Source organism: uncultured Paracoccus sp. (assembly GCF_947487305.1).
GTDB lineage: Bacteria > Pseudomonadota > Alphaproteobacteria > Rhodobacterales > Rhodobacteraceae > Paracoccus.
The window spans coordinates 40,040-64,679 of the sequence record NZ_CANKWH010000003.1 but is presented as its reverse complement, the minus strand read 5'-3'; the positions used below and the strand labels follow the sequence as shown (position 1 = coordinate 64,679).

The 24,640-nt window shown below is 66.4% G+C and carries 21 protein-coding genes, 1 pseudogene and 1 riboswitch; of the genes and pseudogenes, 7 read left to right on the top strand and 15 right to left on the bottom strand.

Annotation, left to right across the window (positions count from 1 at the left end):
• Positions 1–20: 20 nt before the first annotated feature.
• The 3 genes from Q1A36_RS05005 to Q1A36_RS04995 all read right to left on the bottom strand — a co-directional run bounded on the left by Q1A36_RS05005 (position 21) and on the right by Q1A36_RS04995 (position 2,947).
• Entirely contained in the window at positions 21–764 is a 744-nt protein-coding gene (locus tag Q1A36_RS05005; protein WP_299840634.1) for a GntR family transcriptional regulator, read from the bottom strand.
• Positions 751–1,728, bottom strand: a complete 978-nt coding sequence (gene denD, locus Q1A36_RS05000; protein WP_299840632.1) for a D-erythronate dehydrogenase — start codon at positions 1,726–1,728, stop codon at positions 751–753. The genes Q1A36_RS05005 and denD overlap by 14 nt, the downstream gene beginning before the upstream one ends.
• A 67-nt stretch (positions 1,729–1,795) precedes the next feature.
• Entirely contained in the window at positions 1,796–2,947 is a 1,152-nt protein-coding gene (locus Q1A36_RS04995) for a fumarylacetoacetate hydrolase family protein (protein WP_299840630.1), read from the bottom strand.
• Between the two features lie 105 nt (positions 2,948–3,052).
• On the opposite strand from Q1A36_RS04995, the gene Q1A36_RS04990 reads away from it, so the two are divergent.
• The 5 genes from Q1A36_RS04990 to Q1A36_RS04970 are packed head-to-tail and all read left to right on the top strand — an operon-like array spanning position 3,053 to position 8,035.
• The gene (locus Q1A36_RS04990; RefSeq protein ID WP_299840628.1) at positions 3,053–4,834 is read left to right on the top strand and encodes an IlvD/Edd family dehydratase; all 1,782 of its coding nucleotides are present in this window, start codon (positions 3,053–3,055) and stop codon (positions 4,832–4,834) included.
• 21 nt (positions 4,835–4,855) lie between these two features.
• On the top strand, positions 4,856–5,599 hold the full coding sequence (locus tag Q1A36_RS04985; RefSeq protein WP_299840626.1) for an SDR family oxidoreductase: 744 nt from the start codon (positions 4,856–4,858) through the stop codon (positions 5,597–5,599).
• A gap of 1 nt (position 5,600) precedes the next feature.
• Positions 5,601–6,368 (top strand): SDR family oxidoreductase, encoded by a 768-nt coding sequence (locus tag Q1A36_RS04980; protein WP_299840624.1) that lies wholly within the window; start codon positions 5,601–5,603, stop codon positions 6,366–6,368.
• A gap of 11 nt (positions 6,369–6,379) precedes the next feature.
• Positions 6,380–7,321: a 2-hydroxyacid dehydrogenase gene (locus Q1A36_RS04975; RefSeq protein ID WP_299840622.1), complete on the top strand. Its 942-nt coding sequence runs from the start codon at positions 6,380–6,382 to the stop codon at positions 7,319–7,321.
• Positions 7,322–7,345: 24 nt separating this feature from the next.
• The gene (locus Q1A36_RS04970) at positions 7,346–8,035 is read left to right on the top strand and encodes a GntR family transcriptional regulator (RefSeq protein WP_299840620.1); all 690 of its coding nucleotides are present in this window, start codon (positions 7,346–7,348) and stop codon (positions 8,033–8,035) included.
• Between the two features lie 10 nt (positions 8,036–8,045).
• Here Q1A36_RS04970 and Q1A36_RS04965 read toward each other — a convergent pair whose 3' ends face one another.
• From Q1A36_RS04965 to Q1A36_RS04925, 9 genes are all read right to left on the bottom strand, one after another.
• Positions 8,046–8,966: a DMT family transporter gene (locus Q1A36_RS04965; protein ID WP_299840618.1), complete on the bottom strand. Its 921-nt coding sequence runs from the start codon at positions 8,964–8,966 to the stop codon at positions 8,046–8,048.
• A 7-nt stretch (positions 8,967–8,973) separates the two neighbouring features.
• A complete protein-coding gene (locus Q1A36_RS04960) occupies positions 8,974–10,467 on the bottom strand; it encodes an altronate dehydratase family protein (protein ID WP_299840616.1) in 1,494 nt (497 codons plus the stop codon).
• A gap of 13 nt (positions 10,468–10,480) precedes the next feature.
• Positions 10,481–12,073, bottom strand: coding sequence for a TRAP transporter large permease subunit (locus tag Q1A36_RS04955; protein ID WP_299840614.1), 1,593 nt, complete (start codon positions 12,071–12,073; stop codon positions 10,481–10,483).
• Between the two features lie 3 nt (positions 12,074–12,076).
• A complete protein-coding gene (locus Q1A36_RS04950) occupies positions 12,077–12,877 on the bottom strand; it encodes a TRAP transporter small permease (RefSeq protein ID WP_299840612.1) in 801 nt (266 codons plus the stop codon).
• Between the two features lie 65 nt (positions 12,878–12,942).
• On the bottom strand, positions 12,943–13,953 hold the full coding sequence (locus tag Q1A36_RS04945; protein ID WP_299840610.1) for a TRAP transporter substrate-binding protein: 1,011 nt from the start codon (positions 13,951–13,953) through the stop codon (positions 12,943–12,945).
• 222 nt (positions 13,954–14,175) lie between these two features.
• The gene (locus Q1A36_RS04940; protein ID WP_299840608.1) at positions 14,176–14,976 is read right to left on the bottom strand and encodes an NAD(P)-dependent oxidoreductase; all 801 of its coding nucleotides are present in this window, start codon (positions 14,974–14,976) and stop codon (positions 14,176–14,178) included.
• A 66-nt stretch (positions 14,977–15,042) separates the two neighbouring features.
• Positions 15,043–15,738 carry an ATP-binding cassette domain-containing protein gene (locus Q1A36_RS04935; protein WP_299840606.1) on the bottom strand — a complete coding sequence of 232 codons (696 nt, stop codon included), beginning with the start codon at positions 15,736–15,738 and terminating at the stop codon, positions 15,043–15,045.
• Positions 15,731–17,290 carry a thiamine/thiamine pyrophosphate ABC transporter permease ThiP gene (locus Q1A36_RS04930; protein ID WP_299840604.1) on the bottom strand — a complete coding sequence of 520 codons (1,560 nt, stop codon included), beginning with the start codon at positions 17,288–17,290 and terminating at the stop codon, positions 15,731–15,733. The genes Q1A36_RS04935 and Q1A36_RS04930 overlap by 8 nt, the downstream gene beginning before the upstream one ends.
• A complete protein-coding gene (locus Q1A36_RS04925; protein WP_299840602.1) occupies positions 17,266–18,246 on the bottom strand; it encodes a thiamine ABC transporter substrate binding subunit in 981 nt (326 codons plus the stop codon). The genes Q1A36_RS04930 and Q1A36_RS04925 overlap by 25 nt, the downstream gene beginning before the upstream one ends.
• A gap of 29 nt (positions 18,247–18,275) precedes the next feature.
• A riboswitch (TPP riboswitch) is annotated at positions 18,276–18,373 on the bottom strand.
• A gap of 66 nt (positions 18,374–18,439) precedes the next feature.
• Between Q1A36_RS04925 and mutS the strand changes: the two genes are divergently transcribed.
• Both mutS and aroC read left to right on the top strand, forming a co-directional pair.
• On the top strand, positions 18,440–21,076 hold the full coding sequence (gene mutS / locus Q1A36_RS04920; RefSeq protein ID WP_299840600.1) for a DNA mismatch repair protein MutS: 2,637 nt from the start codon (positions 18,440–18,442) through the stop codon (positions 21,074–21,076).
• Positions 21,073–22,173, top strand: coding sequence for a chorismate synthase (aroC, locus tag Q1A36_RS04915; protein WP_299840598.1), 1,101 nt, complete (start codon positions 21,073–21,075; stop codon positions 22,171–22,173). The genes mutS and aroC overlap by 4 nt, the downstream gene beginning before the upstream one ends.
• Before the next feature lie 15 nt (positions 22,174–22,188).
• Here the strand turns inward: aroC and Q1A36_RS04910 are convergent, their stop codons facing one another.
• The 3 genes and pseudogenes from Q1A36_RS04910 to Q1A36_RS04900 all read right to left on the bottom strand — a co-directional run.
• Positions 22,189–22,836 (bottom strand): fumarylacetoacetate hydrolase family protein, encoded by a 648-nt coding sequence (locus tag Q1A36_RS04910; protein WP_299840596.1) that lies wholly within the window; start codon positions 22,834–22,836, stop codon positions 22,189–22,191.
• Positions 22,833–23,714 (bottom strand): ribokinase, encoded by an 882-nt coding sequence (locus Q1A36_RS04905; protein WP_299840594.1) that lies wholly within the window; start codon positions 23,712–23,714, stop codon positions 22,833–22,835. Before Q1A36_RS04905 ends, Q1A36_RS04910 begins: the two co-directional genes overlap by 4 nt.
• A 97-nt stretch (positions 23,715–23,811) precedes the next feature.
• Positions 23,812–24,525 (bottom strand): annotated as a pseudogene (locus Q1A36_RS04900) (cytochrome c1); the annotation flags it as partial.
• Positions 24,526–24,640: the final 115 nt, after the last annotated feature.

The following is a 24,640-nucleotide window of genomic DNA, read 5'->3' as shown; positions in this document are numbered from 1 at the left end:
CGGGCCGCGTGCGAAAGGGGTCAGGCACGATCCGCGCCATCGGCCAGCCGGTCGCGCAGCAGGTCAAGCTGCTGGCGGTCGGCGCGGGCGCGGTGCTGCTGCTGGGCCAGCCGCGCCGCCTCGACATCACCGGCGGCCAGTGCCTCGACGATGCGGCGATGCTCGATATTCGACTGCGTGGGCTTGGGGCGCAACGGCACGATCATCATGCGCGGGCGGTATTGCTGCGACCAGTACTCGTCCAGCGTCGACAACAGCCGGTCATTGCCGCACAGCCCCGCGACGGTGGAATGGAAATCATCGTCCATCTCTGACCATTGCGCGATGTCACCGGCTTCGGTCGCCCGCTCCATCCGGTCCATCAGATGCAACAGCCGGTCATGATCCGCCCGCGCCAATCCCCGCCGCGCGACCAGTTCCACCGCCCGGATCTCCAGCGCCGAGAGCACATCCAGAATGTCCCGCACATCGTTCAGCGTCAGGCTGCGCACGGTGATGCCGTGGCGCGGGCGGATGGCGATCAGCCCTTCCTCGGCCAGCCGGATCGTCGCCTCGCGCACCGGTGTCCGTGACAGCGACAAGAGCGCCGCCAGTTCGGTTTCGAGCAGCGTGGTGCCGGGCGCCAGCCGCCCGGTCAGGATGCGATAGCGCAGGTCGTGATAGGCTCGGTCGCGGGCTGGCAGGTCGGCGATGCCCTGCAGGCTGGGACGCGAGCGGGCGCGGCGGTCGCCGGGGCGGGTCGCCCCGCTTCTAGGCGAGGCCATGGCCGGTCTCGCGCTGATGGGCGCGGATGATGTCGTGGAAGCTGGCATCGGTGACAAAGCCCAGCTCCGCCGCCCGCGTGGCGTCGAAATCGCGCGGCCAGCCGGCAACGATCCGGCGGATGGTTTCGTCCGGCTTGCGCCGAACCCGCGCCGCGACATCCTCGCCCGCCACATCACGCAGCGCCGCCAGCATCTCGGCCACCGTCACCGACAGGCCCGGCATGGTCAGGCAGCGGCGCGGGCCGACGGGTTCAAGGTCCATGGTCGCGCCATGAACCAGATAGCCGACGGCGGAATCGGGGCTGGCGACCCAGTGGCGCACATCGTCATCCACAGGCAGATCGGCCTCGACCCCGGCCAGCGGCTCGCGGATGATGCCGGAAAAGAAACTCGAGGCCGCCTTGTTCGGCTTGCCGGGCCGGACCACGATGGTCGGCAGCCGGATACCGATGCCGTCGAAGATGCCGCGCCGGGAATAGTCGTTCAGCAGCAATTCCCCAATCATCTTCTGGGTGCCATAGCTGGTCAGCGGCGCGGTCAGGAATTCGTCGCCGATCTTGTCACCAAAGGGCGCGCCGAAGACGGCGATGGACGAGGTATAGACCACGCGCGGGCGGTAATCGGCCTCGGCCCGGATCGCCTCGAACAGGTGCCGTGTGCCATCCAGGTTGATGCGATAGCCCTTGTCGAAATTGGCCTCGGCCTCGCCCGAGACCACGGCGGCGAGGTGGAAGATGACATCGGGACGATCCGCCACCAGCGCGCGGACGGTGGCCTCGTCCGAGACATCGCCGGTGACGATCTTGAGGTCGATGCCACTAGCCCCGGCCTCGAGATCGGCGGGCACCATGTCGAAGGCGGTGATGCGGCTGACGGGCTGGTCGCCCAGCCTGCCGCTTGCCAGCAGATGCTGCGCCAGCCTGCGGCCGACCATGCCGGCGGCCCCCAGAATCAGAACCTGCATCCTACACTCCTCCTGCCGTTGCCCGGCCATGAATAGTGTATACGTTATTCGCCGGATGCGGGGAAGTTCAAGCCGTTGCCAGCAAGCCGCGTGCGGCAAGATTGCGCATCAGCGCCGCCGTGCCGAAGCGCCATTCCGGGCATTCGGTCGACAGCGCCACCCGGTTCACCAGCGCCCCCAGCCCCGGCTCGCTGATCGTCACCAGATCGCCCGGGTGATGGGTGAAGCCCTGCCCCGGGGCATCGCGGTCCTGCGTCGGAGCGAAGAGCGTGCCGAGATAGAGCATCATCCCGTCGGGATACTGGTGATGCCGCCCCAGCGTCTGGCTGACCAGATCGGCGGGATCGCGGCTGATCCGGCTCATCGACGACCGCCCGTCCAGCACGAACCCGTCCGCGCCCTCGACCCGCAACGTCAGTTCTGCCTGCCGCACGTCCTCCAGCCCATAGCCCGCATCGAACAGCCGGACGAACGGCCCGATGGCGGCGCTGGCGTTGTTGTCCTTGGCCTTGCCCAGAAGCAGCGCCGAGCGTCCCTCGACATCGCGCAGGTTCACGTCATTGCCAAGCGTCGCGCCCTTGATCCGGCCCTGGCTGTCCACCGCCAGCACGATCTCGGGTTCGGGATTGTTCCAGCGGCTGATCGGGTGCAGCCCGACCCGCGCGCCCCAGCCGACCGAGGCCATGGGCTGGCATTTGGTGAAGACCTCGGCATCCGGGCCGATACCCACTTCGAGATATTGCGACCAGAGGCCCTCTTCCTGCAGCGCGCGCTTGACCTCAGAGGCGCGGTCCGAGCCGGGGACTATGCCGCGAAGATTGTCGCCCACGCGCGCGCCGATGCGGGCGCGGATCTCGGCGGCAAGGTCGGGATTGCCGGCGGCGCGTTCCTCGATCACCCGCTCGACCATCGATTCGGCAAAGGTGACGCCGCTGGCCTTGATCGCCTGCAGATCGGCGGGCGAGATCAGCCGCAGCGCATCGGGATCATCCGTTTCGCCTTCGAGATCGGCAAGATCGCAGACCCGCTCGCCCGGCATCGCAGCCAGCCAGCCCACCGGATCGTCCAGTTCCAACAAGTCGCGCATGGTCGGCACCGCGGGTGAGGTGACGTCGAAGACCGCGCCCTCGCGCAGCGCCACCAGCGTCGGGCCGACGCCCGGCCGCCAGATGCGCCCGGTGAAGATCCCGGTTTCGGGCAGGTGGGTGGCAGGGGTCATGCGAATTCCTCCTCGGGCGCGGTCATGGTTGCGCTTTACGCGCTTCTCAAAATGGTATACCAAAATTTCAAGCTTTGGCAATTCGCCGGTTCGGGAGAGGAAACCATGTCGGATACACGCGCCCACAAACGCTTCCGCAGCCAGGAATGGTTCGACAATCCGAACAATCCCGGCATGACCGCGCTTTACTTGGAACGCTACCAGAATCAGGCCTACACGCGCGAAGAACTGCAATCCGAGCGCCCGGTGATCGGCATTGCCCAGACCGGCAGCGACATTGCCCCCTGCAACAAGATCCATGTCTTCCTGATCGACCGGATCAAGGCGGGCATCCGCGACGGCGGCGGGATCCCGATGGAGTTCCCGGTCCATCCGATCCAGGAAACCGGCAAGCGGCCCACGGCGGCGCTGGACCGCAACCTCGCCTATCTGTCGCTGGTCGAGGTGCTGCACGGCTATCCGATCGACGGGGTGGTGCTGACCACCGGCTGCGACAAGACCACGCCCGCCATGCTGATGGGCGCGGCGACCGTCGACATTCCGGCCATCGCGCTGAATGGCGGGCCGATGCTGGACGGCTGGTGGAAGGGCAAGCGCGCCGGTTCGGGCACGATTGTCTGGGAAAGCCGCCGGCTTCTGGCCGAGGGCAAGATCGACTATGACGAGTTCATCAGCCGGGTCTGCGCCTCGGCCCCCAGCCTTGGCCATTGCAACACCATGGGCACCGCCAGCACCATGAATGCCATGGCCGAGGCGCTTGGCATGACGCTGACCGGCAATTCCGCCATCCCCGCCCCCTTCCGCGAGCGGATGAACATGGCCTACGAGACCGGCAAGCGCATCGTGCAGATGGTGCTGGACGACCTGAAGCCCAGTGACATCCTGACCCGCGAAGCCTTCGAGAACGCCATCGTCGTCAACGCGGCGATCGGCGGCTCGACCAATGCGCCGCCGCATCTGCAGGCCATCGCCCGCCATGCCGGGGTCGAGCTGAACGTGAAGGACTGGGAGACCATCGGGTTCGAGGTGCCCTTGCTGCTGAACATGCAGCCGGCGGGCGAGTATCTGGGCGAAAGCTTCTTCCGCGCCGGCGGCGTGCCGGCGGTGATGGGCGAATTGCGCAAGGCCGGGCTGATCCGGGACGCGGCGATGACCGCGACCGGCAAGACCATGGGCGAAAACCTGACGGGCTGGGACAGCGGCGATCTGGACGTGATCCGCACGGTTGCGGAGCCGCTGCGACCGAATGCCGGTTTCCTCGTCCTCTCGGGCAATCTCTTCGACTCGGCGCTGATGAAGACCAGCGTCATCTCGCCCGATTTCCGCCAGCGTTTCCTGTCGGAACCGGGGCAGGAGGGCATCCACGAGGCCCGCGCCATCGTCTTCGAGGGCCCCGAGGATTACCACGACCGGATCAACGACCCGGCGCTCAACATCGACGAGAACTGCATCCTGTTCATCCGCAATGTCGGCTGCGTCGGCTATCCGGGCAGCGCCGAGGTGGTGAACATGCAGCCGCCGGATGCGCTGATCAAGCAGGGCATCAACCACATGCCGACCGTGGGCGACGGGCGGCAATCGGGCACCTCGGAAAGCCCCTCGATCCTGAACGCCAGCCCGGAATCCGTGGTCGGCGGTGGCCTGGCCTTCCTCGAGACCGGCGACCGGGTGCGGCTCGACCTGAACGCGCGGACCATGAACGCGCTGGTGGACGAGGCCGAATGGCAGCGCCGCCGCGATGCGTGGCACGCGCCGGAACTGGTGAACCAGACACCCTGGCAAGAGATCTATCGCAAGCATGTCGGGCAGTTGGCCGATGGAGGCTGTCTGGAACTGGCGACGGCCTATCACAAGGTGGCGAAAAGCCTGCCGCGCGACAATCACTGAGGGCATTGAGGAGGAACCACCATGGCGGATCCGAAGACCATCATCATCACCGGCGCCAGCAGCGGCATCGGCCGCGTCACGGCCGAGCATTTCCTGGCGAATGGCTGGCGCGTCGGCCTGATCGGGCGGCGCGAGGATCAGCTGCGCGAGGTGGCGGGCGCCGATTCCGATGCGCTGGCCCTGCCCTGCGACGTGACCGACGCGGCGGCGGTGGATGCGGCCTTCGACCAGGTGGTCGCCAAATGGGGCCGGGTGGATGCCCTGTTCAACAATGCCGGCACCAATATCCCGGCGAACACGCCCGACCAGATCGACCCCGACGATTTCCGCAAGGTGATCGACGTGAACCTGAACGGGATGTTCCTGGCCGCCCGCGCGGCCTTCCGGGTGATGCGCGCGCAGGAGCCCCAAGGCGGGCGGATCATCAACAACGGCTCGATCTCGGCCCATGTGCCGCGGCCCGGCTCGATCGCCTATACCGCCTCGAAACATGCGGTGACGGGCATGACCCGGGCGATCTCGCTGGACGGGCGTCCCTTTGATATCGCCTGCGGGCAGGTGGATATCGGCAATGCCCTGACCAAGCTGGCGGAGCGGATGCAATCCGGCGTGCCGCAGGCCGATGGCTCGATCAAGGCCGAGCCGATGATGGATGCGCAGCGCGTGGCCGAGTCGGTCTTCTACATGGCGACCCAGCCCGAGGGGACGAATATCCAGTTCCTGACCGTGATGGCGACCAAGATGCCCTTCATCGGGCGGGGCTGAGATGAGCCTGTCGCTTTTCGACCTCAGCGGCAAGCGGGCGCTGATCACTGGCTCGTCGCAGGGCATCGGTCTGGCGCTGGCGCAGGGGCTGGCGGCAGCGGGGGCCTCGATCGTGCTGAACGGCCGCGATGCGGTGAAGCTCGAGGAAGCCGCCGACCTGCTGCGCCTTGACGGATTCGACGTGGCCACCCTGCCCTTCGACGTGACCGATCACGCCGCCGCCTGCGACGCCGTGGACGGGTTCGAAGCCGAGAGTGGCGCCATCGACATCCTCATCAACAATGCGGGCATGCAGCACCGTGCGCCCCTGGAGGAGTTCCCGGCGGGAGCCTTCCAGCGGCTGCTACAGACGAATATCGCCAGCGTCTTCAACGTGGCGCAACCCGTCGCGCGCCACATGATCGCACGCGGCGCCGGCAAGATCGTCAACATCGCCAGCGTCCAGAGCGCGCTCGCCCGCCCCGGCATCGCCCCCTATACCGCCACCAAGGGCGCAGTGGCGAACCTGACCAAGGGCATGGCGACCGATTGGGCGAAATACGGGCTGAACTGCAATGCCATTGCACCGGGCTATTTCGACACGCCGCTGAATGCCGCGCTGGTTGCCGATGCCGATTTCAGCGCCTGGCTGGCCAAGCGCACCCCCGCCGGTCGCTGGGGGCAATTGCCGGAACTGGTCGGCGCGGCGATCTTCCTGTCGTCGGCGGCCTCGAGCTTCGTCAACGGCACAACGCTCTATGTGGATGGCGGCATCACCGCCTCGCTGTGAAGGAACAGGACATGACGGATACGCTGGCCATCGGCCCCTATCTCGACCGCGACGCCACCGCGCTGCGCGAGGATTTCGGCGCAAAGCTGCTGGCCCGACCGGACGAGATCGAGACGCTGACCGAGTCCGAGCGGGCAGGCATCCGCGGCCTCGCCTATGCCGGTGGCACACCCTTCGGTGCAGCCGAGATGGACAAGCTGCCGGGGCTGAAGGTGATCGCCAATTTCGGCGTGGGCTATGACGCCATCGACGTGGCTGCGGCCAGTGCTCGCGGCATCAAGGTCACAAACACCCCCGATGTGCTGAATGACGATGTGGCCGATCTGGCGGTGGGCCTGCTGATCGCGCTGAACCGCCGCTTTGAACCCGGCGCGGCCCTTGTTCGCAGCGGCGATTGGGCGGCAAAGGGCGAATTGGCGCTAGGGCGCAAGATGTCGGGGCGGCGCATCGGCATCCTTGGCATGGGTCGCATTGGCCGCGAGATCGCCGACCGGCTCGCCGCCTTCAAATCCGAGATCCATTACCAGTCGCGCAGCCCCAAGGACGCGCCGATGGGCTGGACCTATCACGCCGATCCGGTCGAGCTGGCCGGGGCGGTGGATGACTTGGTCATCGCCATCGTTGGCGGCCCGGCGACGCAGGGGCTGGTCGATGCGGAAGTGCTGAACGCGCTCGGGTCCGATGGCGTGGTGGTCAACATCTCGCGCGGCAGCGTCATCGACGAAGAGGCGCTGATCGCGGCGCTGACGGATGGCACCATTCGCGGCGCGGCGCTGGACGTGTTCCGGGGCGAGCCTAAGGTGGATCAACGTCTGGTCAAACTGGACAACCTCTACCCCCTCCCCCATATCGGCTCGGCAACGGTCGAGACCCGTGGGGCGATGGGCGATCTGCAGCGCCGGAACCTGCGCGCGGGGCTGGACGGGACCGCATTGTCAACGCCGGTCAACTGACCGCATCACGGGAGGGTCGCCATGATGGACGCCGAGTCAGCGCAGAGCGGGGATCATGGCGCGGACCGCACCATTCCCGCCGCCATCGCCGACCAGCTGCGGCGCGAGATCCTGAACGGCGACCTGCCGCCCGGCACCCAGATCAAGGAACGCGACAATGCCGACCGGCTGGGGATCAGCCGCACGCCGCTGCGCGAAGCGGTGCGCATCCTCGCCAAGGAGGGTCTGGTCACGCTGCGCCCGCTGCGCAGCCCCATCGTCGCCGCACCCAGCCTTGACGAGGTGCGCGACGAGATCGCCGTCTTGCGGATGCTGGAGCTGATGTCGGGCGAACTGGCCTGCCGCAACGCCACGGACGCGGAAATCGACCGCATCCGCGAACAGGCGCGCGAAGTGGCCGAGCTTTATGACAGCGGCGACAAGGTCGATGTCTTCGGGCTGGACATGGCGATGCACTCGGCCATCGTCGCCGCCAGCCACAATGCCGCGCTGGCCCGGACCCATCAGGAATATCTGCAGCGGCTCTGGCGCATCCGCTTTCTCTCGGCGCGACAGCGCCATGACATGAACCGGACGCTTGGCGATCATGCCGGAATGATCGAGGCGCTGAGCCGTCGCGACCCGGCCGAGATCCGCCGCCATATCGACAATCACATGACCGGAATGCTGGGCAATATCGAGGCGCATTTCGGCGCCGGTTCAGGTGCTGACTAACGCGCGCCGATTAACGCGCGCTCGCCCGCTCGATCTGCCTGAGCCACAGCCCGGCGGCGATGATGATTCCGCCGCCCGTGATGACGCTGAGGCCCGGGATATCGCCAAAGACCAGATAGCCGGTGATGCTGACGAAGATCAGCTGCAGATAGACCACCGGCGCGAGAACCGAGGCCCGCGCCTTCTGATGCGCCTGCACCACCAGCGTATGCGCAGCCAGCGCCACCGGGCCGATCAGCACGAAGACCACCCATTCCAGCACCCCCTGCGGCCATTCCCAGTGCAGAAGCAGGATCGGCAGCAGCACCACCGTCGCAACGCCCCCCGACCAGATCTGGTGGGTGATGGTCGATTCGTTCGACAGCCGGCGGGTCAGGATGAAATACATCGAGGCGCAGAGCATGGCGCAGATCGAGATCAGCATGGCCGGGTGAAACGCCCCGCCCCAGGGCTGGACCACGACCAGCACGCCCAGGAAGCCAAACCCCACCGCCGCGAGCCTTGCCCGCGTCACCGGCTCGCCCAGAAGCTGCATCGACAGCAGCGTCACGAAGATCGGCCCGGCGAACATGATCGAGATCGCCACCGGCAGCGGCAGAAAGCTGAGCGCGGTGAAGTTCAACAGCGTCGAGCCGAGCAGGCACATCGAGCGGAAGAATTGCAGCCTCGGGTTCACCGAGCGGAAGCTTTTCAGCCCGTCGCGCGGCAGGGTCACGGCGAGGATCAGCGCCAGATGGCCGAAATAGCGCACGAAGACCACGGTCAGCGTCGGCACGCCGGCAAGGATCAGCCATTTGGCCGAGGTATCGACCACGGCAAACAGCGCCACCGCACAGGTGAAGATGGCGATCCCGGCCAGACGGTCGGCGGCGTCGGGATCATCGCCCTTCGGCCTCAGCCGCCGGGCGAGGATTTCGGCACTGGTCGGCATCGGTGGGCTACATCACCGCGCCGATCTGCCAGGGCACGAACTCGTAATCGCCCAGACCCTGCGCCTCGGATTTCGACTTCTCGCCCGAGGCGATGCGCAACAGGAGTTCATAGATCTCGCGCCCGACCTCTTCCACCGTCGCCTCGCCGGTCAGGATGCGGCCGGCATTCACGTCCATATCCTCGGTCATCCTGCCATACATCTCGCTATTCGTGGCGATCTTGATCGAGGGCGATGGTTTCGACCCAAAGGCCGAACCGCGCCCGGTGGTGAAGGCCACCAGGTTGCAGCCCGAGGCGATCTGGCCGGTGACCGAGGCCGGATCATAGCCAGGGCTGTCCATGAAGGTGAAACCCCGCGCCGTCACCGGCTCGGCATATTTGTAGACGCCGTTCAGCGGCGTGGTGCCGCCCTTGGCCGCCGCGCCCAGTGACTTTTCGAGGATGGTGGTCAGGCCGCCCTTCTTGTTTCCGGGGCTGGGGTTGTTGTCCATGCTGCCCTTGTTGCGGGCGGTGTAATCCTCCCACCACGAGATCAGGCCGAGCAGCTTCTCGCCGACCTCGGGGCTGGCCGCGCGGCGGGTCAGCAGGTGTTCGGCGCCATAGATCTCGGGCGTTTCGGCCAGAACCCCGGTCGCGCCCTGACCGGCCAGCAGGTCGCAGGCATAGCCAAGCGCCGGGTTGGCGGTGATCCCCGACCAGGCGTCCGAGCCGCCGCATTGAAGCGCCACCATCAGCTCGCTCGCCGGGCATTCCGTCCGCTCGGCGGCGTTGACGAGGGGCAGCATCGCCTCGACCTTCTTCACGCCCAGCTCGATGGTCTTGCGCAAGCCGCCCACGTCCTGGATGTTCATCGTCTGGAACAGCGGGCCGGGGGTCAGGCCATAGGCTTCGATCAGCCAGTCGATCTGGTTCATCTCGCAGCCCAGACCCGCCATCAGCACCGCGCCGACATTCGGGTTCCTGGCATAGCCCCACATGACGCGCTGCAGCGCCTCGAACCCGTCACCGGACCCGGCCATGCCGCAGCCGGTGCCATGGACGAAGGCGGTGACGCCATCGACATTCGGGTAATCGGCCAGCTTCTCGGGGGTGAAATGCGCCGCGATCTGCCGCGCCGCCGTGGCCGAGCAGTTGACCGAGGTCAGGATGGCGATGAAGTTCCGCGTTCCGACCCGGCCATTCGGGCGGCGATAGCCCATGAAACGGTCCATCTTCGCCGGCGTGGCCGCCGGGCGCAGGTTCACCCCGAAGACATGTTCATGGCTGATGTTGCGAAACTCGACATTCTCGGTGTGAACATGATCGCCCTTGGCAATCTCCTCCGAGGCCCAACCGATGACCTGCGCGTATTTCGTGACCTCGGCCCCTTTCGGGATGTCGGCCAGCGCGATCTTGTGGCCGCGCGGGATGGCGGCATTGGCCCCCTGCTCCCCCTTGGCCAGCGCGCCGGTGACGGTGCCGACATTGTCGGCGGGGTCGAGGATCACGATACGGGTCATGTCGGTGGTGCCTTCAGAGGAAGAGAGAGACGATATTCGGCCAGATCAGCGGGATCGACAGGGCCAGAAGCTGCAGGCAGATGAAGGGCAGGAACCCCTTGAAGATGTCGGTCAGCGAGATGTCGGGCGGAGCCACCGACTTCAGGTAGAAGGCGGCCGGACCGAAGGGCGGCGAGAGGAAGCTGACCTGCATGTTCATACAGAAGACCACGCCGAACCAGATGGCCAGATGCTCCGGCGCGATCTGGCCGATGAAACCGATCTCCTCGATCGGCAGCTGGCTGATGATCGGCAGGAAGACCGGGATGACCAGAAGCACGATGCCAACCCAGTCCATGAACATGCCAAGAACGAGGAAGATCAGCATCATGATCAGGATGACGACCATGGTCGGCATGTCCGAGCCGATGATGGTGCTGGCGATATAGTTCGGGCCGCCGACGATGGTATAGGCCCCGGCCAGCGCGGTGGCGCCGATCGTCACCCACAGGATCGTGCCGGTGGCCTTCAGCGTGCGCTTCAGCGATTCCGTCAGCAGATCCATGGTCATCTCGCCGCGCAGCGTGGCGATGACGGCGACGGCGATGGTGCCCATGCCGGCGGCCTCGGTGATGCCGGTGACGCCACCGTAGATCGAGCCGAGCACGACACCGATGACGATCAGCGGCGCGACCATGCCCTTGCCCATGCCCCACGAGACAGCCAGACGCTCACGCCCGCAGACGAAAAGGATCACGGCGATGGCGGCCAGCGCGATGATGCTGAGCCAGAGCGCATGGGCCGGTGTGCCAAGCGCGATCGGATCAACGCCCGTCACCACGGCATTCTGCCCGGTGACGGTCAGGAAGATCGCCCGCAGCGCCAGCGCCCCGGTGCCACCGGCCAGCAGGGTCAGCAGGAAGGTGCCGAACAGCGCGGCCTTCTCGGACCCCATCGGCTCGCCCGGAACCGGGGGTGGCAGCGGCGCATCCTCGGGATGCAGGCGGACACGGACGAAGATGTAGATCAGATAGAAGCTCGCCAGCACGAAGCCCGGCAGGAAGCTGGCGGTGAACAGCGCCTTGATCGAGGTCTCGGTGATCATGCCGTACATGATCAGCACGATCGAGGGCGGGATCATGGTGCCAAGCGAACCCGAGGCGCAGATGGTGCCGATGGCGAGGTTGCGGTTATAGCCGAGCCGCAGCATCTGCGGCAGCGCGATCAGGCCCAGCAGCACGACCTCGCCGCCGATAATGCCCGACATGGCGGCCATGATGACGGCCATGATCGAAGTGACCAGCGCGATGCCGCCGCGGGTGCGGTTCAGCCAGACGTTCAGCGAATTGTACATCTCGGCGGCGATGCCCGAGCGTTCGAGGAGGTTCGCCATCAGGATGAAGAGTGGCACCGAGATCAGGACGTAATCGGTCAGGATGCCGTAGATGCGTTGCCCGATGATGTTCAGCGGCCCGCTGCCGAAATCGGCAAACAGCAGCGTCGGGCCGAATTTCATCACCAGCACCGCGACGCCCAGCACGCCGGAGGCGAGGCCAAGCGGCATACCGATGATCAAGAGCAGGAAAAGCGCACCCAGAAGGATGATCGAGATCGTCGAGATATCCATGAATTACGCCCTTTTGGAGTGGTCGAACTGGTGCTGGGCGGATTCGATCATCTCGCCGACTTCGCTTTCATCCACGACGCCATGGCTCTCCGGGCCGCGATGCCAGTCGACGATCAGGTTGGCGACGGCCTGCGCCGCGATGGCCAGCGTGGCGAAGATCACCATGATCTTCATCGTCGCCGGCAAGGGAGGGTCGAAGGCGGTGCCGAAGGTCTCCCACCGCATGAATTTCTGTGCGGCCTCGGTCCATGACCCCCAGAGGATCGCCAGCGCGAACAGGCAGATCAGCCCGGTCGAGATCAGGTCGCAGACCCGCTGCAGGCCGCGCGGCATCTGGTCATAGACGAGGTAGATCGAGATATGCGAGCGCTGTTGCATCGCATAGAGGCCCGAGAGCAGGTAGATGAACCCCGCCATCCACAGCGAGGTCTCGTTTGCCCAGAGCGTCGGACGCTCGAAGACATAGCGGGCGACCACTTCGAAGAACATGACGCCGACCACGCCGGTCAGGATCAGCATGGTCACGCGCGACACGAACAGCGCGAAACGGTCGAAGCTGCTGCGCAGCTCGATCTCGCCCTTGGTGGCGCGGGCGGTGCGGATGCCCATGACCAGCGCCACCAGCGCGACCAGCGCGAAGACATAGTCGATCAGCCCGGCGGACTGGTATTTTGACAGAAGATTGTCATTGGCCTTGCCCATCGAGACGATGAAGCGCGGAAAATACCAGATCACCCACATCATCGCCGCGACGAAGATCGCCGGCCACATCATGTCCTTGCCAAAGCGCATCGCAGGTTGCATCGCCATGTCCTTTCACGGGAAAAACATGGCGCGGCCCACTTCCGGGCCGCGCCGCGCGAGCCGGATTATTCGGTGATCAGACCGATTTCCTTCATGTAGGCGATGTGGCTGTCGACCAGCGACTTGGCCTCGGGCGTCTTGGCCGCCCATTCCTGCCAGGTATCCTGCGCCGCCTTGCGGAAGCCGGCGCGGTCTTCCTGCGACCAGTCCGAAATATGGATGCCCTTCTCGGTCAGCGCCTTGGCCGCTTCCTCGTTGGCGGCGGCGAAGGTCTCGGCCGAGCGGATCGACAGGTCGTCCATCGCCTTCTGCACCACGGCGCGCTGCTCGTCGGTCAGACTGTCCCATTTGGTCTTGTTGCAGGCCAGGTGGTCGGCGGGCATCGAGTGAAATCCCGGATAGGTGGCGTTCTTCACCACGTCATAGAGACCAAGGCCCACATTGTTCGAGATGGCCGAGGCATCGGCCCCGTCGATGATGCCGGTTTCCAGCGCGGTGAAGACCTCGGTGAAATCCATCACCACCGGCTTCGAACCGAGCTTTGCGAAGATCTCGGTCTCCATCCCCGGGGGCGAGCGGAATTTCCAGTCCTTCAGGCTGGCGAGATTGTCGAGCGGCTTCGACGAGGCCAGCGCCTCTTGTCCATACATCCACCAGCCGATGAACTGCATCCCGTACTGGTTGTAGAGCGCCTGCACCAGCTCGATATTGCCCGGCTGCTTCAGCCAGTCATATTGCTGCTGCGGCACGTCATAGCCGCCCATGATGTCGCCGACGAACTGGAAGGCGGGGTTCTTGCCGGTCTGGTAGGCGCCGCCGGTCATGTCGCAATCGAGAATGCCGTTGGCAGCGGCGTCAAAGGTCTCGACCGTCTTCACCACCGAGGATGAATAGAACATTTCAATGGTCAGATCGCCGTTCGAATCGGCGGCAACCTGGTCAACAAAGCCCTGCGCCAGTTTGCCCGAGGTGGTCTCGGGGGCGTAATGCGTTTGAATCCGCAGCGTTTCGGCTGCCGCCGGCACGGCCAGTCCGATCAGGGCAGCGGTGCAGATCATGGTTTTCTTGATGGTCATTCTCGTCAGTCCTCCTCTGCGATGGCACGCCGTCTAACATGGTTTCCGCAATTCTGGTATACCATTTATGTGCCAGCCCTGCAAAAACCTCGATGTCCGCGGGAAAGATGCGGGGAAAACGCGGCGCCCTGCCCGAGTTTTGCACAAAATGAAGAAGATCGCGCCCCAGTTGAGGCGCGATCTTCTGATTTGGCGTCCGGTCAGGCCCTCAAGGGTCCGGAACTACTTCTTCTCGCGGTGAATCGGCTCGGCGGTGAAGCTGCCACCCTGGTAGACGGCGACCGGCGCGTTCTTCGCCGGGCGCGGCACCTCGGACTGGATCCGGTCGAGGTGGTCGGCGGCATTGTCCTGCGGCGCCCAACCCAGGTAGCCTGCCGCCGAATTGTCCCACCAGCCGGCATCGTTCTTGGACGCGCCCCAGATGATCGGGCAGCCAAGGCGCGGGACGCGGAACACCGTGCCGATCAGCGAGACGAAATCGTCATGGCTGAACCAGCTTCCCAAGGCCCGCCAGTCCTGCGGCTCGGCCGTGCACGAGCCGATGCGGACGATCGCCGTTTCCTGACCGAACTTGTCGTAATACATCCGCGCCATTGCCTCGCCAAAGACCTTGGAGACGCCGTAAAGCCCGTCGGGCCGCACCGGGTCGCTGGCGTGCAGGCGCTGGTCCTGCTTGTAGTAGCCGATGGTGTGGTTGGTGCTGGCGAAAAGGATGCGCGGCATGCCGTTCACCCGCGCCGCCTCGTAGAGGTTATAGACCCCGCGCAGGTTCGCCGGCGAGATCTGGTCAAAGCTCCGCTCGACCGAAACGCCGCCCAGATGCACGATGCCGTCGCAATCGGCGACGATGTCGAACACCGCCTCTTCGTTGGCCAGATCGCAGCTGAAGACTTCCTCGTTCTTCGCCGGCCGGCCCAGATCCGCGATGTCCGACAGCCGCAGCACCTCGGCCATCGGCGCCAGCCGTTCCCGCAACATCTGCCCCAGCGCGCCCGCTGCCCCCGTGATGAGCAACCGTTTCATCCGCTTCCTTTCCGCTTTTCGCCGCATGATGGGGCGAAACTCCTGCCGGGCGCAATGCTCGTCCATCTATCCTCCCAGATAGGCTTTCAGATCCGGCGGCGGATCATCGAGTAGCGCACCGGTCGGCACGGGCGGATCGGCACGGCCGTCATGGATCACGATGGTCTCGGCGGCAAAGCGGCGCGCGTCATCGGGATCATGCGAGACCATCAGCACCGTGGCGTCGGTCTGCCCGGCAATCTCGGCCAGCAGGTCCAGCATCTCGTCCTTCAGCGCCGGTCCAAGCGCGCCGAAGGGTTCGTCCAGAAGCAGGATCGGGCGCGCCCGCAGCAGCACCCGGGCCAGCGCCACCCGGCTTTGCTGGCCGCCCGAGAGCTGCGCCGGTCGGCGGTCGGCCATGTCCTGCAGCCCGACCCGTGCCAGTGCGCCTGCAACCCGATCCCGCTCGGCCGGTGACAGCCGCAGATCGGGACGCAACCCAAGGCCGACATTCTGCCCGACGCTCAGATGCGGAAACAGGTTTTGGTCCTGGAACAGCACCGAGACCGGCCTCTTGCCCGGCGACAGTGGCGCCAGATCGCGCCCCTGCCACAGCACTTGCCCCTGATCGGGGATCAGGAAGCCCGAGATCAGCCCCAGCAGCGTCGACTTGCCCGAGCCCGACGGCCCGATCAGCGCCACCCGCGCCCCGGCCCCGACGGTCAGATCGGCAGACAGGCGGAAATCACCAAGCGCCAGCCGCACTCCGCGAAACTCAAGCATTCAACCGCCCTCCCCGGTCAAAGGCCCAGAAGAGGGCAAAGCTGATCGCCATCAGTAGCACCGCACATCCCGCGGCATCGGCCATGCGATAGGCGGTCATCAGTTGGAAAAGCTTCAGGGGCAAAGTCGGCTGGTCGCTGGCGAACAGCGTGATGACCCCTAGATCACCCATCGCCAGCGCCGCCGCCAGCCCGCCGGCAAAGCCCAAGGGCCGGGCCAGACGCGGCAGGGTCAGATGGCGCAACCGCGCCCAGCCCCGCAGGTCCAGCGAGGCCGCCAGCCGTCCGTAATCCTGTTCCAGCACCCGCGCCGCCGGGATCAGCGCGCGCAGGGCGAAGGGCAGCGCCATGATCGCATTGATCGCCACCGTCACCGGCAGCGCCAATTGCCCCGGCGTGATCCAGACCCGCAGGATCAGGAACAATCCGGTGCCCAGGACCAGCGGCGAGGCGATGATCGGCAGCATTCCGGCAGCCTCGATCAGCCGGGCTGGCCATCCTGCGCGTCCTCGCGCGATGTCCAGCGACAAGACCAGCCCCAGCGCCAGCGTCAGCAGCGCCGAGACCAGCGCCATGATGACCGAACGTCCCGCCGCAGCCCAGACCGTCGTCTCCAGCGCCGGAAGGCGCGGCAGGCCGGCGAGGATGACCGTCAGCATTGGCCAGAGCAGGAAGCCCGCCGCCAGCGCAATCACCAGCGCATCGCCGCCACGCCGCCAGCCAGCCGGACCGCGCAGCGAGGCCGTGCTGTCCATGCCGGCACCAAAACCCGAGGGGATGGTGAACCGGCTGGCCAGAGCCATGGCGCCAAGGCACAGCCCCACCTGCACCAGCCCCAGCGTCGCCGCGCGGCCCATCTCGAAATCGAAGCGGAAGGCCTGATAGATCGCCAGTTCAACCGTCGTGGCCTTCGGCCCGCCCCCGAGCGCCAGCGCCACGGCAAAGCTGGTCAGGCAGACCAGGAACACCGCCAGCCAGATGCCGGGCAGCACCGCCCGCAGCATTGGGCGTTCCAGATGCCGGGCGACGTCGCCGGGCGCGAAACCGAGGCTCTCGGCCAGCCGGAAGCGTTCGGCGGGAATGGCCTGCCAGCCCTGCAGTACCAGTCGCACCGACAAGGGCAGGTTGAAGAAGACGTGGGCAAGAATCACCCCCTGCCAGCCGTAGATGCTGATCTCGGGCAGGCCGAGGGCGCGGAAGCCCTCGTTCAGAAGCCCGTTCCGGCCAAAGACCGAGATCAGCCCCATGATCGCCACGATCACCGGCAGGATGAAGGGCGCGCCCAGAAGCGTGACCAGCACCGAACGGCCCGGAAACTGCCGCCGGGCCAGCGCCCGGGCCACCGGGATCGCCAGTATCGCCGAAAGCGTGGCCGAGACGGCGGCCTGCCACAGGGTGAACCAGACCGCCCGCCAGTCCCAAGGTCCCAGCCCCGACAGCCCGCCGGCATAGCTTGCCACTGCCGCCAGCGTGCCAAGAATCAGCCCGGCCAGCAGCGCGGCCGTGACCGCGCCACCGAAGCCGGACCTTACCGCGAGAACGCCGCCAGCCATTCATCCAGCGCCGGCTGGCGCAGCGCCTCGGCCTCGTCTTCGCTATAGAACAGGGTCTTTTCGGGGCGCGGCAGATCGCGCATGACCTGCGGCCAGTCAGCTTCGGGCAGTTTCGCCGGCAGCGACCAGTTGGCATGGGGAATGACGGTCTGGAACTCGGGCGTCAGCACCCAGTCCATGAACTTCTGCGCCAGATCCGGCTGATCCGTGCCCTTCACCTGCGCCGCCACCTCGGTCAGGAAATAATGCCCCTCGGGGAAAATCGCGGCGTGCTTGGTTTTGTCGCCCTCGGCCTCGATGTGATAGGCGGGCGAGGTGGTGAAGGACAGGACCATGTCGGCCTCGCCCTCGGTGAAAAGACCATAGCTTTCGGACCAGCCTTTGGTCACGGTCAGCACCTTCGGCGCCAGCTTGGCCCAGGCCTGCGGCGCGCCCTCGCCATAGACGGACTTGACCCACAAGAGCAGCGCCAGTCCCGAGATCGAGCCGCGCGGGTCCTGGATGACGATCTTCAGATCCTCGGGCGCGTCCAGCAATTCGGCGAAGCTTTTCGGCGGATTTGGCGTGCGGGTCTCGTCATAGATGAAGGCGGTCTCGCTCCAGTTATAGGGCAGGAAGATCTCGTCCTCCCACACCACCGGCAGCGACATATCCGAGGTATCCTGCCCATGCGGCGCGAAGAGGCCCGAGGCGCGGGCGCGGGCCAGCACATCGGTATTGAGGCCAAAGACTACATCGGCTTCGGTCCCCTCGCCTTCCATCAGCAGGCGGGGCAGGATGTCGCCGGTGACGAATGTCAGATCACAGCCGCAGATTGCCTCGAAACCTTCCTCGATCTTCGGTCCCGGCCCCCATTCGCTGGTGACGTAATCCTCGGCATAGACGGTCAGCACCGGCTTTTCCTGCGCCAGCGCGGGGCTCGCGGCCAGAACGGCCAGAAGGGCAAGGCGTTTCATCGCGACCTCCTTTGTCAGGGTTCCGAAAAGAAGGATCGCGAAACCTTCCCTCCGCCGGTGTGAGCCGGATCAGGTTCAACGGGTCCGCTATCGCGTCTCAGCCCTGTGGGCACCCCGAGGTGGTCGCAAATGTAGAGGTTCCACCGGCCAGCGCAAGCGGCTAGAAACGCCCGGAACGACAGGCAAGGCGCAGATGACCGACCAGCCCACTCCGATGATGGTGCAATATCTGGCGATCCGGGAGGCCAATCCCGGCGCGCTGCTGTTCTATCGCATGGGCGATTTCTACGAGATGTTCTTTGACGATGCGGTGGCGGCGGCCGCGGCGCTGGACATCGCCCTGACCAAGCGCGGCACCCATCAGGGCGAGCCGATCCCGATGTGTGGCGTGCCGGTCCATGCCGCCGAGTCCTATCTGCTGACGCTGATCCGCAAGGGCTTCCGCGTGGCCATCGCCGAGCAGATGGAGGACCCGGCCGAGGCCAAGAAGCGCGGCTCGAAATCGGTCGTTGCCCGCGACGTGGTGCGGCTGGTCACGCCCGGCACGCTGACCGAGGAATCGCTGCTGGAAGCGCGCCGCCACAATTTCCTCGCCGCCTTCGCCACGGTGCGCGAGGATTCGGCGCTGGCCTGGGTCGATATCTCGACCGGGGCCTTTCAGGTGATGGAGTGTCCGCTGCCCCGCCTTGCCCCGGAACTGGCGCGGCTGGCCCCGCGCGAGTTGCTGGCCGTCGATGGCGCGGGCCTTGACGATCTGGCGACGGATGCCGGGGCGGCACTGACCGACCTGCCGCCCGGCGCCTTCGACAGCGGCGCGGGGGCGCGGCGGCTGTCGGCGCTTTACGGGGTCGAGACGCTGGACGGCTTCGGGGCCTTCACCCGGGCCGAACTGTCGGCCATGGGCGCGATCGTCGATTATCTGGACATGACGCAGAAGGGCAAGCTGCCGCTGCTGCGCCCGCCTGTCCGCGAACGCGCGGGCGGGGCGATGCAGATCGACGCCGCCACGCGGCGCAACCTTGAACTGACACAGGCGCTGTCGGGCGGGCGCGAGGGTTCGCTGCTGTCGGCCATCGACCGCACGGTGACGGCGGCGGGGGCGCGGCTGCTGGAACGGCGGATCAGCGCGCCGAGCCGCGACCTGGCGCTGATCCATGCAAGGCAGGATGCGGTGACGGCGCTGGTCGAGGATGCCCGCCTTGCCGCCGACCTGCGCGATGCCCTGTCGCGCGTACCGGACATGGACCGCGCCCTGTCGCGGCTGGCGCTGGACCGGGGCGGCCCGCGCGATCTCTCCGCCATCCGCGCCGGGCTGACGCAAGGCGCAGGGATCGCCGCCCGCCTGCCCGAGGACGCGCCGCAGGTGCTGCAGGATGCAGCCCGCGACCTGACCGGCCATGACGAACTGATCGACCTGCTGGATGACGCATTGGTGGCCGAGCCGCCGTTGGTGGCCCGCGATGGCGGCTTTGTGGCGCCGGGGTATGAGGCCGATCTGGACGAAACCCGGCGGCTCAGGGACGAGGGCCGGGGCGTCATCGCCGGGATGCAGGCCGATTACATCGCGCTGGCCGGCGTTTCGAGCCTGAAGATCAAGCACAACAATGTGCTCGGTTACTTCATCGAGACGACCACCACCCATGCCGAGAAGATGCTGGCCCCGCCGCTGAACGAGACCTTCATCCACCGCCAGACCACCGCCAACCAGATCCGCTTTACCACCGTTCCGCTGTCGGAACTGGAAACCCGCATCCTGAACGCCCGCGACCGGGCGCTGGGGATCGAGCGCGGTATCTTTGAGCGTCTGCGCAGCGCGGTTCTGGATCAGGCCGCCGCCATCGGGCAGGCGGCGCGAGCCTTGGCCGAGATCGATCTGGCCGCCGCCTTTGCCGATATCGCCACCGGCGAGAGCTGGACCCGTCCCCGCGTCGATGACAGCCGCGCCTTTCTGGTCGAGGGCGGGCGGCATCCGGTCGTCGAACGCGCGCTGAAGCGCAAGGCCGAGGGGTTCGTCGCGAATGACTGCGACCTGACCACCGGCGAGACCCCGGCGATCTGGTTGCTGACCGGACCGAACATGGCCGGCAAATCGACCTTCCTGCGCCAGAACGCGCTGATCGCCGTGCTGGCCCAGGCCGGCGCCTATGTCCCTGCCCGCCGCGCCCATCTCGGCATGGTCAGCCAGCTGTTCAGCCGGGTCGGCGCGGCGGATGACCTGGCGCGCGGACGCTCGACCTTCATGGTCGAGATGGTGGAAACCGCCGCCATCCTCAATCAGGCCGACGATCATGCACTGGTCATCCTCGACGAGATCGGGCGCGGCACCGCGACCTGGGACGGGCTGTCGATTGCCTGGGCTGTGATGGAGCATCTGCACGGCGCCAACCGCTGCCGGGCGCTGTTCGCCACCCATTACCACGAGATGACGGCGCTGTCGGCGCGGCTCGACGGGGTGGAAAACGCCACCGTCGCCGTGCGCGAATGGGAGGGCGAAGTGATCTTCCTGCATGAGGTCAGGAAGGGTGCCGCCGATCGCAGCTATGGCGTGCAGGTGGCACGGCTGGCGGGGCTTCCGGCCTCGGTCGTGGAACGCGCGCGCGAGGTGCTGACCGCGCTGGAATCGGGCGAACGCGAGGGCGCGGTACGTCCGGCCGCGCTGATCGACGACCTGCCGCTGTTCCGCGCAGCCCCTGCGGCCCCTGCCCCGGGAAAGCCCAAGGAAAGCCCGCTGGCTGCCCGCATCAAGGCCATCCATCCCGACAGCCTTTCCCCGCGCGAGGCGCTGGACCTGATCTACGAGTTGAAATCCCTGACCGGAGAGACCGCATGAGCTACAACACCTTTGGCCGCGAATTCCGGTTCACCACATGGGGCGAAAGCCACGGGCCCGCGCTTGGCGCGACCGTCGATGGCACGCCGCCGGGCGTGCCCTTGGACGAGGCCTTCATCCAGCAGTTTCTGGACCGCCGCCGTCCGGGGACCAGCAAGCACACCACGCAGCGGCGCGAGGCCGATCAGGTGCGCATCCTCTCGGGCGTGTTCGAGGGCAGGACCACCGGCACGCCGATCCAGCTGATGATCGAAAATACCGACCAGCGCAGCAAGGATTACGGCGATATCGCGCAAGCCTATCGTCCGGGCCATGCCGATATCACCTATCAGCTGAAATACGGCCATCGCGACTATCGCGGCGGCGGGCGCTCCTCGGCCCGCGAGACGGCGGCGCGGGTGGCCGCCGGGGGCGTCGCCCATGCGGTGCTGCGGCAGATGTTGCCCGACCTCAGGATCACCGGTTACATGGTGCAGATGGGCGCGATGCACCTGGAGCGCGGGCTTTTCGATCGCTCGGCCATCGACGAGAACCCGTTCTTCCTGCCCGACGCCACGGCGGCGGATGTATGGGCCGATTATCTCGACGGCATCCGCAAGGACCAGAACAGCGTCGGCGCGGCGGTCGAGGTGCTGATCGAGGGCTGCCCGCCGGGTCTGGGCGCGCCGGTCTATGCCAAGCTCGATACCGACCTTGCCGCCGCGATGATGTCGATCAACGCGGTGAAGGGGGTCGAGATCGGCGAGGGCATGGCCGCCGCCGCCCTGACCGGCACCGCCAATGCCGACGAGATCCGCATGGGCAATGACGGCCCGATCTTCCTGTCGAACCATGCCGGCGGGATTCTGGGCGGCATTTCCTCGGGTCAGGATATTGTCGTGCGCTTCTCGGTGAAGCCCACCAGTTCCATCACCACGCCGCGCCGCTCGATCAATGCCAAGGGTGCAGAAATCGACCTGATCACCAAGGGCCGCCACGACCCTTGTGTCGGCATCCGCGCCGTGCCGGTGGCCGAGGCGATGGCGGCTTGCGTGATCCTGGACCACCTGCTGATGGACCGGGCGCAGACCGGCGGGGTGCGCGGCCAGATCGGTTGAGGAAGGGCCGAGTTCTCAGACGATCCGCGCGCTCAGCGGCGGCAACCCCTCCACCTCCGCCTCGATCCGGTCGCCGCGCTGCAGGGCGCTGACGCCAGCGGGCGTTCCGGTCATCACCAGGTCGCCCGGCATCAGCCGGTAGAGCGTCGACAGGAAGGCCACGATCTCGACTTCAGTAAAGATCATCTGGTCCAGTCGGCCATCCTGCCGCACCTTCCCATTGACCTTGAGCCGGATGCCGGGGCCGGCGGGGGCCGAGGACAGCGGGGCAATGACCGCCGAGAAATCGAAATCCTTGGCCACGTCCCAGGGCCGGCGCTTGTCCTTCGCCTCGGCCTGCAGGTCGCGCCGGGTCATGTCGATGCCCACGGCCCGCCCGATGATCGCCGCCGTTGCCGCCTCGGACGCGGCATCGACCAGCTCGGCCCCGATGGCCAGCACCAGTTCGACCTCGTGATGCAGGTCGGCAGTGCCCGGCGGATAGGGCACATCGCCCGGCCCGGTCAGCGCATGGGCGGATTTGGTGAAGAAAAAGGGCTTCTCGCGGTCAACCTCATTTCCCATCTCGGCGGCATGGTCGGCATAGTTGCGGCCGATGCAGAAGATGCGGCGGACCGGAAAAACGTTGCCGTCGAAAGGCAGGCTGGGGATGGGAAGGGTCATTCTTGCTCCGTTCTGGCCAGGAATTTCTCGACCTCGTCGAATTTCGGGATGGCATCGCCGGCGCCGGTCCGGGTCACTTTCAGTGCAGCCGCCGCTGCGGCACGGCGTAGCGCCGTGGGAATGTCGTCGCCGCGATCCAGCCCGGCGATGAAATAGCCGGCAAAGCAGTCGCCCGCCCCGGTCGTGTCCACCACCTCGACCGGGAAGGCCGGCACTTCGAAGCGCCGCCCGCCGTGCAGGTCTCGATATTCGGCCCCTTTCGCACCGCGCGTGACCAGCATCCCCTCGACCGCCAGATCCTCGCCGAAGGTCTCGGCCATCTCGGCCGCCTCGCCCTCGTTCACCGCCAGGATGCCGACATGGGGCAGCACGGCGCGCAGCGCCTCGATATCGAAAGGCGCGGCGGAATAGACCACCCGCACCCCGCGTTTGGCAGCGATCTGGGCCAACTCGACCTGCAGGTTGGTCTCGTTCTGCATCAGCAGGAAATCTCCGCCCTTCATCCGGGCGATGGCAGATTTGAACTGGTCCTGCTGCAAGGTCCGGTTGGCGCCGCCATGGATGACGATGGAATTCTCGCCCGCGTCGTCCAGAAGGATGATCGCATGGCCGGTGGCCTGATCGTGGTGGCGGAAGATATGGGTGGTATCGACCCCGGCGCTGGTCAGCCGCCCGACCACCCAGTCATCGGCCCGCGCCGCCGCACCCAGATGCACCACGCTGGCCCCGGCCCGCGCCGCCGCCAGCGACTGGTTGGCGCCCTTGCCGCCCAGCCCCTTGCGGAACTCGCTGGCCGAGAGGGTCTCGCCGGGACGCGGCAGATGCGGCAGGCGATAGGTATAATCGATATTGATCGAGCCCAGATTCCAGACCGTCATTGCCTGCCCCTTCCGATGATCCCCGCCCTGCCGATGTGACAAAAAGAAACGCGCCCGGCAAGGGCGCGTTCCAAAATCACGGTCGCTGCTTCAGGGATCAGTGCTTGCCCTTGTGGGGCGCCCAGAGCCGCTTGTTGGTGTAGAAGAGCAGGCCCGACAGCACGATCAGGAACAGCACCGCGACCAGACCGACCTGCTTTCGGGCCATCATCTTCGGCTCGGCGGTCCACATCAGGAAGGCCGACACGTCGCGGGCCATCTGGTCGACCGTCGCGGGCGTGCCGTCCTCATAGGTGACCAGATCGTCCGACAGCGGTGCCGGCATCCCGATATAGCCGCTGGAGAAGGCGGTGTTCTCGTAGAGCACAGTGCCCGCCTGTTCCATGTCCTCACCGGTATAGCTGGTCAGGATCGCATGGATGTATTCAGGGCCGCCGATGCCCTTCATCAGCTGGTTGATCCCGGTGCCGGCCGGGCCGTGGAAGCCGGCGCGGGCCTTGGCCATCATCGACAGGTCCGGACCCATGCCGTCACCGCTGACGGTCGGGAAGTGATCCGTCGGCAGGCGCGGACGCTCTTCTCCGGTCTCCTCGTCCATGATCGACATCTGCGCCGCGTAGGCGCGCACCTGATCCTCGGGCAGGCCGGGGCCGCCCTCGTCATGCAGGGTGCGGATCGGCACCTGCTTCATGCCGTGGCAGGCCGAGCAGACCTCGGTATAGACCTGCAGCCCGCGCTGAAGCTGGAACTGGTCATAGGCGCCGAACGGGCCTTCAAAGCTGAAGGCGATGTCCTCGATATGGCCGCCACCGGCTTCCTCCGAGTCCTTTTCCGCGGTCGCGTGTTCGGCAGCCTCATCGGCCTCGGCGGTGGTTTCGCCTTCGGCTGCGGTCGGGGCTTCGGCCTCGACCATCTCGCTGGCGGTC

Excerpts from the sequence above, each read along its gene's own strand:
- mutS (WP_299840600.1), top strand. The coding sequence starts at position 18,440 with ATGACCGACCAGCCCACTCCGATGATGGTGCAATATCTGGCGATCCGG.
- Q1A36_RS04980 (WP_299840624.1), top strand. The coding sequence starts at position 5,601 with ATGAGCCTGTCGCTTTTCGACCTCAGCGGCAAGCGGGCGCTGATCACT.
- Q1A36_RS04945 (WP_299840610.1), bottom strand. The coding sequence starts at position 13,953 with ATGACCATCAAGAAAACCATGATCTGCACCGCTGCCCTGATCGGACTG.
- Q1A36_RS04965 (WP_299840618.1), bottom strand. The coding sequence starts at position 8,966 with ATGCCGACCAGTGCCGAAATCCTCGCCCGGCGGCTGAGGCCGAAGGGC.
- Q1A36_RS04985 (WP_299840626.1), top strand. The coding sequence starts at position 4,856 with ATGGCGGATCCGAAGACCATCATCATCACCGGCGCCAGCAGCGGCATC.
- Q1A36_RS04930 (WP_299840604.1), bottom strand. The coding sequence starts at position 17,290 with ATGGCTGGCGGCGTTCTCGCGGTAAGGTCCGGCTTCGGTGGCGCGGTC.
- Q1A36_RS04955 (WP_299840614.1), bottom strand. The coding sequence starts at position 12,073 with ATGGATATCTCGACGATCTCGATCATCCTTCTGGGTGCGCTTTTCCTG.
- aroC (WP_299840598.1), top strand. The coding sequence starts at position 21,073 with ATGAGCTACAACACCTTTGGCCGCGAATTCCGGTTCACCACATGGGGC.
- Q1A36_RS04990 (WP_299840628.1), top strand. The coding sequence starts at position 3,053 with ATGTCGGATACACGCGCCCACAAACGCTTCCGCAGCCAGGAATGGTTC.
- Q1A36_RS04995 (WP_299840630.1), bottom strand. The coding sequence starts at position 2,947 with ATGACCCCTGCCACCCACCTGCCCGAAACCGGGATCTTCACCGGGCGC.
- Q1A36_RS04950 (WP_299840612.1), bottom strand. The coding sequence starts at position 12,877 with ATGCAACCTGCGATGCGCTTTGGCAAGGACATGATGTGGCCGGCGATC.
- Q1A36_RS04970 (WP_299840620.1), top strand. The coding sequence starts at position 7,346 with ATGGACGCCGAGTCAGCGCAGAGCGGGGATCATGGCGCGGACCGCACC.
- Q1A36_RS05005 (WP_299840634.1), bottom strand. The coding sequence starts at position 764 with ATGGCCTCGCCTAGAAGCGGGGCGACCCGCCCCGGCGACCGCCGCGCC.
- Q1A36_RS04905 (WP_299840594.1), bottom strand. The coding sequence starts at position 23,714 with ATGACGGTCTGGAATCTGGGCTCGATCAATATCGATTATACCTATCGC.
- Q1A36_RS04925 (WP_299840602.1), bottom strand. The coding sequence starts at position 18,246 with ATGAAACGCCTTGCCCTTCTGGCCGTTCTGGCCGCGAGCCCCGCGCTG.
- Q1A36_RS04910 (WP_299840596.1), bottom strand. The coding sequence starts at position 22,836 with ATGACCCTTCCCATCCCCAGCCTGCCTTTCGACGGCAACGTTTTTCCG.
- Q1A36_RS04940 (WP_299840608.1), bottom strand. The coding sequence starts at position 14,976 with ATGAAACGGTTGCTCATCACGGGGGCAGCGGGCGCGCTGGGGCAGATG.
- Q1A36_RS04960 (WP_299840616.1), bottom strand. The coding sequence starts at position 10,467 with ATGACCCGTATCGTGATCCTCGACCCCGCCGACAATGTCGGCACCGTC.
- Q1A36_RS04975 (WP_299840622.1), top strand. The coding sequence starts at position 6,380 with ATGACGGATACGCTGGCCATCGGCCCCTATCTCGACCGCGACGCCACC.
- denD (WP_299840632.1), bottom strand. The coding sequence starts at position 1,728 with ATGCAGGTTCTGATTCTGGGGGCCGCCGGCATGGTCGGCCGCAGGCTG.
- Q1A36_RS04935 (WP_299840606.1), bottom strand. The coding sequence starts at position 15,738 with ATGCTTGAGTTTCGCGGAGTGCGGCTGGCGCTTGGTGATTTCCGCCTG.